This window comes from Nocardia brasiliensis NBRC 14402, assembly GCF_000308475.2.
Lineage (GTDB): Bacteria > Actinomycetota > Actinomycetes > Mycobacteriales > Mycobacteriaceae > Nocardia > Nocardia brasiliensis.
The window spans coordinates 320,126-327,793 of the sequence record NZ_BAFT02000038.1 but is presented as its reverse complement, the minus strand read 5'-3'; the positions used below and the strand labels follow the sequence as shown (position 1 = coordinate 327,793).

At 70.3% G+C, this 7,668-nt stretch carries 5 protein-coding genes; all 5 read left to right on the top strand.

Going from position 1 to position 7,668, the window contains the following annotated elements:
• Window positions 1–1,774: peptidoglycan D,D-transpeptidase FtsI family protein (locus tag TY25_RS12980; protein WP_042256195.1), on the top strand; the 1,774-nt coding region annotated here is incomplete at its 5' end.
• A gap of 85 nt (window positions 1,775–1,859) precedes the next feature.
• Complete coding sequence (locus TY25_RS12975) at window positions 1,860–3,503, top strand: UDP-N-acetylmuramoyl-L-alanyl-D-glutamate--2,6-diaminopimelate ligase (protein WP_042256137.1); 1,644 nt, start codon at window positions 1,860–1,862, stop codon at window positions 3,501–3,503.
• Window positions 3,500–5,005 (top strand): UDP-N-acetylmuramoyl-tripeptide--D-alanyl-D-alanine ligase, encoded by a 1,506-nt coding sequence (locus TY25_RS12970; RefSeq protein WP_042256136.1) that lies wholly within the window; start codon window positions 3,500–3,502, stop codon window positions 5,003–5,005. The genes TY25_RS12975 and TY25_RS12970 overlap by 4 nt, the downstream gene beginning before the upstream one ends.
• Window positions 5,006–5,081: 76 nt before the next feature.
• Window positions 5,082–6,158, top strand: a complete 1,077-nt coding sequence (gene mraY, locus TY25_RS12965) for a phospho-N-acetylmuramoyl-pentapeptide-transferase (RefSeq protein ID WP_029893591.1) — start codon at window positions 5,082–5,084, stop codon at window positions 6,156–6,158.
• Window positions 6,159–6,207: 49 nt separating this feature from the next.
• Entirely contained in the window at window positions 6,208–7,650 is a 1,443-nt protein-coding gene (gene murD / locus TY25_RS12960) for a UDP-N-acetylmuramoyl-L-alanine--D-glutamate ligase (RefSeq protein ID WP_042256135.1), read from the top strand.
• Window positions 7,651–7,668: the final 18 nt, after the last annotated feature.

The following is a 7,668-nucleotide window of genomic DNA, read 5'->3' as shown; positions in this document are numbered from 1 at the left end:
CCGGATCGCGATGCTGCTCGCCCTCGGCGTAGTCGCGTTGCAGCTCCTGCAGATCCAAACCATCAAGGCCCCGGGCCTTTCCGCGCAGGCGTCGAATCAGCGCGTCATGCACGAACTCGATTACGCGGTGCGCGGCCCGATCACCGATCGCAACGGCAAATCGCTCGCCTTCACCGTCGCGGCGAAACAGCTGAGCTTCCGGCCGGTTCCGGTGCGCAAGCAGCTGGCCGACGCGAAAGCCAAGAGCGACAAGGCTCCTGACCCGGACGAGCGGTTGAAGGCGATCGCCAAGACGGTGCACGAGAAGCTCGGCAAGGCCGGGCCATCGGAGGCGGATCTGCTGGCCAAGCTGCGCAGTGACGAGAATTTCGTCTACCTGGCGCGCGGGGTGGACCCGCGGATCGCCGCGGATATCCGCACCCAATTCCCCGAGGTGGGCGCGGACGCGCAGTATCCGCGCGAGTATCCCGGTGGGTCGTTGGCGGCCAACGTGATCGGCGCCACCGGCTGGGACGGACACGGTCAAATCGGCCTCGAATCGTCGCTGGACTCGGTGCTCGCGGGCACCGACGGTTCGCACACCTACGACCGCGGTTCCGACGGCGCGGTCATTCCGGGCAGCTGGCGTGACGAGCAGAATGCCGTGAACGGCAACGGCGTCGAGCTGACCATCGACTCGGATCTGCAGTACTACGTGCAGCAGCAGGTGCAGCAGGCCAGGGACATGTCCGGCGCGCAGGGCGCCTCCGCGGTGGTGCTCGACGCCAAGACGGGTCAGGTGCTCGCCATGGCCAACGACAACACCTTCAATCCGCAATTGCCGGCCTCCACCTGGGATTCGGCCGGGATGAGCAATCCCTCGGTCACCGCCCCGTTCGAGCCCGGCTCGGTGAACAAGATCGTCACCGCGTCCGCCGCGATCGAGTACGGGTTGACCACTCCCGATGAGGTGCACCAGGTTCCGGGCAGCATCCGGATGGCCGGTGTCACCGTCAACGACGCGTGGGAGCACGGGGTCGCGCCGTACACCACCACCGGCATCTTCGGCCGCTCGTCCAACGTGGGCACGCTGATGCTGGCCCAGCGGGTCGGCGAGGACCGGTACGCGGACATGCTCAGCCGCTTCGGCCTCGGCCAGCGCACCGGTGTCGGCCTGCCCGGCGAGAGCAGCGGGCGGGTGCCCGCCCGGGACCAGTGGTCCGGCGGCACCTTCGCGAACCTGCCCATCGGGCAGGGACTTTCGATGACCACGCTGCAGATGACCGGCATGTACCAGACCATCGCGAACGACGGCGTGCGGATTCCGCCGCGCATCGTCAAGGCCAAGATCGGGCCGGACGGCAAACGCAGCGACGAGCCGCAGCCCGACGGCGTCCGGGTGGTGAGCCCGCAGACCGCGGCGACGCTGCGCACCATGTTCCAGGCCGTGACCCAGCGTGACCCGATGAACGCCAACCAGAACGGCACCGGCGCGTCGGCGGCGGTCGAGGGCTACCAGATCGCGGGCAAGACCGGCACGGCGCAGAAGACGGACCCGCGCTGCCACTGCTATTCCAGCGACAGCTACTACATCACCTTCGCGGGCATCGCCCCGGCGGACAATCCGCGCTACGTCGTCGGCCTCATGCTCGACGACCCGGTGCGCAGTTCGGACGGCAGCGGCGGGCAGTCGGCGGCGCCGCTGTTCCACAGCATCGCCTCCTGGGCGTTGCAGCGCGACCGCATTCCGCCGTCGCCGGAACCGTCCAAGAAGTTTGTCCTGCAAGCCGGGTAATGCCTCCGGTAAAGACCGTGCTTGTCGCGCTGTGATCGGTCGCCGGTAACCTGACACGTCGATCGTCGCCGCCGAGAGGAGCCTGATTTCTGTGCAGTCCGGTGAACCGCGTACGTTGCGGCCCGCCCAGCCCCCTGTGACGCCGCTGGCCGCGTTGGCATCCGCCGCCGGGGCACAGCCGAGCGGCGCGGGGCCGGTGGACGCGGTGTCTGTGACCGGCATCGAACAGCGCTCCGGGGCGGTGCTGCCCGGTGACCTGTTCGTCGCGTTACCGGGAGCACGGGCGCACGGCGCCCGGTTCGCCCGCGACGCGGTCGAGCGGGGCGCGGTGGCGGTGTTCACCGACGCGGCAGGCGCCGAGCTGGCCGGGGCGCTGGAGGTGCCCGTGCTGGTGCGCGAGAACCCGCGCGCGGTGCTCGGCGAGTTGTCCGCGGCCGTCTACGGCAATCCGTGCGAGCGGCTGCGCATCGTCGGCATCACCGGTACCTCGGGCAAGACGACCACCTCGTATCTGGTGGAGGCGGGCTTGGCCGCCGCGGGCTGGTCCACCGCGCTGATCGGTACCATCGAGACCCGGATCGGCGGCCGGCGCGTGCCGAGCGCGTTGACCACGCCCGAGGCGCCGCAGCTGCACGCGATGTTCGCGCTGATGGTGGAGCAGGGCGTGGACGCGGTGGTGATGGAGGTGTCCAGCCACGCGCTCGCGCTGGGCCGGGTGGACGGCGTGCGGTTCGCCGTGGGCGCGTTCACCAATCTGTCCCAGGATCATCTGGACTTCCACGCCGATTTCGAGGACTACTTCGCGGCCAAGCGCAGGCTGTTCGAGCCGAGTTCGCCGATCGCCGCGCGCACCGCGGTGGTCTGCGTCGACGACCAGTGGGGGCGCCGGCTCGCGGACGGACTCGACGCGCCGATCACGGTGTCCACCATCGAGCTGCGCGCGTCCGGTCCGGACGCGCCCGCCGAGCCGGAGCACGTCGCGGCCAGCGATTGGTCGCTCGACGGTGCGATCAACGCGCACGGCGGCGAGCAGGAGTTCACCGCGGCCGGGCCGGACGGCACCGTCGATGTGCGGCTGCGCCTGCCCGGCCGCTACAACGTGGCCAACGGCCTGCTCGCGGTGGCGATCTGCGCGGCGGCGGGTGTGGACGCCGCGGTGGCCGCGCCCGCGCTGGCGACCGTCGACGTGCCGGGCCGGATGCAGCGGGTGGAGCGCGGCCAGGACTTCCTCGCGATCGTCGACTACGCGCACAAGCCCGCCGCGCTGGAATCGGTGATCGCCACGCTGCGTGGTTATCTCGCGGACGACGCGCCCGACGCGCCGGGGCGGCTCGCCGTGGTGGTCGGCGCCGGCGGCGACCGCGACGCGGGCAAGCGCGCGATGATGGGCGCGGTGGGCGCACACGCCGACCTGCTGATCATCACCGACGACAACCCGCGCAGCGAGGACCCGGCGAGCATCCGCGCGGCGCTGCGGGCGGGTGCGCTGGAACTGCCCGAAGCCGCGCGCGGTACCGTGCTCGAGCTCGGTGATCGCGCCGAAGCCATTGCGGCGGCAGTGAATTGGGCGCAGCCCGGCGACGTGGTGCTGGTCGCGGGCAAGGGTCACGAGACAGGGCAGGAGATCCAGGGCGTGAAGTACCCCTTCGACGATCGCGACGTGCTCGCGGCCGCACTGGACAGGCGAAGTCCGCAGCACGCGGACGCGGAGGACTTGACGGTTTCATGATCGAGATGACACTGCGGGAGATCGCGGAGGTCGTGGGCGGCACGCTGCACGACGTACCCGACCCGGAGGTGCGGGTGACCGGTTCGGTCGAATTCGATTCGCGCCGAATCGGTTCCGGCGATCTGTTCCTGGCCCTGCCGGGGGAGCACGTGGACGGGCACGACTACGCGGCCGTGGCGATCGCCGCGGGCGCGACCGCCGTGCTCGCCGCGCGCCCGGTGGGGGTGCCCGCCATCGTGGTCGCGCCGAACCCCGGCTCGGTGCCGTCGAGTTCGGTTGCGCTGAGCGGTGATTCCGACGGATCGGGCGCCGCGGTGCTGGCCGCGCTGGCCGACCTGGCGCGCGCGAGCGTGCAACGCCTCACCGCGGCAGGCAGTCTCACGGTGATCGGGGTGACCGGGTCGTCCGGCAAGACCTCCACCAAGGATCTGCTCGCGGCGGTGCTCGCGCCGCTCGGCCCCGTGGTCGCCCCGCCCGGATCGTTCAACAACGAGCTGGGGCATCCGTGGACGGCGTTGCGCGCCAACGCCGAGACCCGGTTCCTGGTGCTCGAGCTGTCGGCCCGCGGACCGGGGCATATCGCCGCGCTCGCCGAGGTCGCGCCGCCGCAGATCGGCGTCGTGCTCAACGTCGGCACCGCCCATCTCGGGGAATTCGGCAGCCGCGAGGCCATCGCCAAGACCAAAGGCGAACTGGTGCAGGCGCTTCCGCCGACCGGCCTGGCCGTGCTCAACGCCGACGACCCGCAGGTCGCCGCCATGGCCACGCGCACGACCGCGCGTGTGGTGACGGTCGGGCTCTCCGAGGGGGCCGATATCCGGGCCACCGACGTTCGCCTCGACGACGAAGCGCGCGCCGGTTTCACCCTGCACACCGCCGCGGGCAGCGCGGCGGTCCGATTGGCGGTGCACGGCGAACATCAGGTCGGCAACGCGCTTTCCGCGACCGCGGTCGCGCTGGAATGCGGTGCGGAGCTGGATGCGATCGCCGCCGCCCTGTCCGGTGCGCACGCCGCGTCGGCCCGGCGCATGGACGTGCGCACCACCACCGACGGGGTCACCGTCGTCAACGACTCCTACAACGCCAACCCCGACTCGGTGCGTGCCGCGCTCAAGGCGCTGGTCACCATGTCGCGGTCCGGCGAAACCCCGCGGCGCAGCTGGGCGGTGCTCGGCGAAATGGGTGAGCTGGGCGAGGAATCCGTGCTCGAGCACGACCGGATCGGGCGGCTCGCGGTGCGCCTGGACGTGGACCGGCTCGTCGTCGTCGGGTCCGGAAGGCCGTCCCGCGCGATGCACCAGGGAGCCGTGATGGAAGGCTCATGGGGTGAGGAGTCGATCCTGGTGCCCGACATCGGTGCCGCCATCGCGTTGCTCGACGACGAAATCGAGCCCGGCGACGTGGTGCTCGTGAAAGCGTCGAAGTCGGTGGGCCTCTGGGAGGTCGCCGAACACCTGATCAACACCGAGCGCGACCACAATAAGGCGGAGGCGTTGGAGTGAGGGAGCGTAGCGAGCGAACCATGGGCGCAGCGACCCTTTGTCTGACGACGGAGCCGAGCGTCAGCGAGGCACAGTCGTGAGACAGATATTGTTCGCGGCGGCGATCGCGCTCGCCGTCTCGATTCTGCTGACCCCACTGCTGATCAAGATGTTCGCCAAGCAGGGTTTCGGCCAGGAGATCCGGGTCGACGGCCCGGCCAGTCATCAGGCGAAGCGGGGCACGCCCACGATGGGCGGTGTCGCGATCATCGTCGGCATGTGGGCCGGTTATCTGGGCTCGCACCTGATCGGTATCGGCTACAACGCCGACGGCCCGTCGGCGTCCGGTCTGCTGGTGCTCGGCTTGGCCACCGCGCTGGGCGGCGTCGGCTTCGTCGACGATTTCATCAAGATTCGTAAGCAGCGCAATCTCGGTCTCACCGCCGCGGGCAAGTATCTCGGTCAGTTGACCTCCGCCGTCGTCTTCGGCGTGCTGGCGTTGCAGTTCCGCGGGGCGAGCGGGCTCACCCCGGCCAGCAGGCACCTGTCCTATGTGCGCGACATCAGCACGGTGACCATGGGTGTCGTCGTGTTCCTGGTGTTCGTCTGCCTGGTCGTGGTCGCCTGGTCCAACGCGGTGAATCTCACCGACGGACTGGACGGCCTCGCGGCCGGCTCGATGAGCCTGGTACTCGGCGGCTACGTGGTGATCACGTTCTGGCAGTACTACCACGCGTGCGAGACCAAGCCCGAGACCGGTTGCTACAACGTGCGCGACCCGCTCGATCTGGCGCTGGTGTGCGCCGCGGGCGCCGCGGCCTGCGTCGGCTTCCTGTGGTGGAATGCCGCGCCCGCCAAGATCTTCATGGGCGACACCGGTTCGCTGGCGCTCGGCGGCCTGCTGGCCGGGCTGTCCATCACCACCCGCACCGAACTGCTGATGATCGTGATCGGCGCGCTGTTCGTCGCCGAGACGCTGTCGGTGGTGCTGCAGGTGGCGGTGTACCGCACCACGCGCAACCGGTTGTTCAAGATGGCGCCGTTCCATCATCACTTCGAACTCAGTAAATGGGCCGAGACTACGGTGATCATCAGGTTCTGGCTATTGGCCGCGATAGCTTCCGCGGTCGGACTCGGTTTGTTCTACAGCGAATATCTCTCTGCGGTCGGGTGAACTAGCGATGGTCGAACATTCTCCTCGGGCCCTGCGTACACCAGGGCCCATGCTCGAATTCCTGCGTGGCCGGGACGTTCTCGTCGCGGGCTGGGGTGTGTCGGGGCGCTCGCTGGTCGAGCCGCTGCGCGATATCGGCGCGCGCCCGGTGGTCACCGACGGCGGCGCCGCGGCGCTGGCCGAGGCGGCCGGACTCGGCCTGGACATCGCCACCTGCGTCGAACTCGAATCCACCGACTGGAGCCGGTTCGCGCTGGTGATCACCAGTCCGGGCTGGCGGCCCGATTCGCCGGTGCTGGCCGCGGCGGTCGCCGAGGGCACGCCGGTCTGGGGTGACGTCGAATTCGCCTGGTGGGTAGATCAAGCCAGGATCTACGGGCCGGTGCGCAAGTGGCTGGTGATCACCGGGACCAACGGCAAGACCACCACCACGCAGATGACGCACGCCATCCTGCGCGCCGCGGGCATCCCCAGCGTCGCGTGCGGGAATATCGGCCTGCCGATCCTGGATGCCTTGCGGCGCAACCCTGGTCCGCAGGTGCTCGCCGTCGAGCTGTCCTCGTTCCAGCTGCACTGGGCGCCCTCGGTGCGCCCGGAGGCGGGCGTGGTGCTCAATGTGGCCGAGGATCATCTGGATTGGCACGGCGGCCTCGACGCCTACGCCGCGGCCAAGGCACGCGCGCTGTTCGGCCGGGTCGGCGTGGTCGGGCTCGACGACCCGGTGGCAGCCTCGCTGGCCCGGCGCAGCAAGGCACGCCGGACCGTCGGCTTCCGCATCGGCGTACCCGCGGACGGTGAGCTCGGCGTGGTCGACGGCAAGCTGCTGGACCGCGCGTTCACCAAGGCCGCGATCCTGGCCGAGGTCGGCGACATCAGCCCGCCGGGACCGGCGGGCGTCGCGGACGCGCTCGCGGCCGCCGCGCTCACCCGTGCCATCGATGTTGCCCCGCAGTTCATCCGGGAAGGTCTGATCGAGCACAAGGTCGGCCCGCATCGCTCGGCGTTCGTCGCCGAGGTGGGCGGCGTCGACTTCATCGATGACTCCAAGGCCACCAACCCGCATGCCGCGCGCACCGCGATCCTGGCGCACCCGCAGGTGGTCTGGCTCGCGGGCGGGCAGCTCAAGGGCGCCCAGATCGAGGATCTCGTGGAGGAGGTCGCCGATCGGCTGGTCGCCGTGGTGCTGATCGGGGCCGACGCGCCGGTTTTCGCCGCCGCATTGGCGCGACACGCGCCCGAGGTCCCGGTCGTCGAGCTGATCGCGGGAGACGATGCAGGGATGGGTGCGGACGCGTCGAGAACCGATAAGGCCGACGCCGTGATGGCGCGGGCGGTACGGGCCGCGGCCGGGTACGCCCGTCGCGGGGACACCGTGCTGCTCGCCCCCGCCGCGGCGTCGTTGGACATGTTCACCGACTACACGCATCGGGGCCGCAGTTTCGCGGCGTCGGTGCACGCACTGGAAGACGGTGACGTCGGGCGGCAACTATGACCTCGCGCCGTGCGCTCC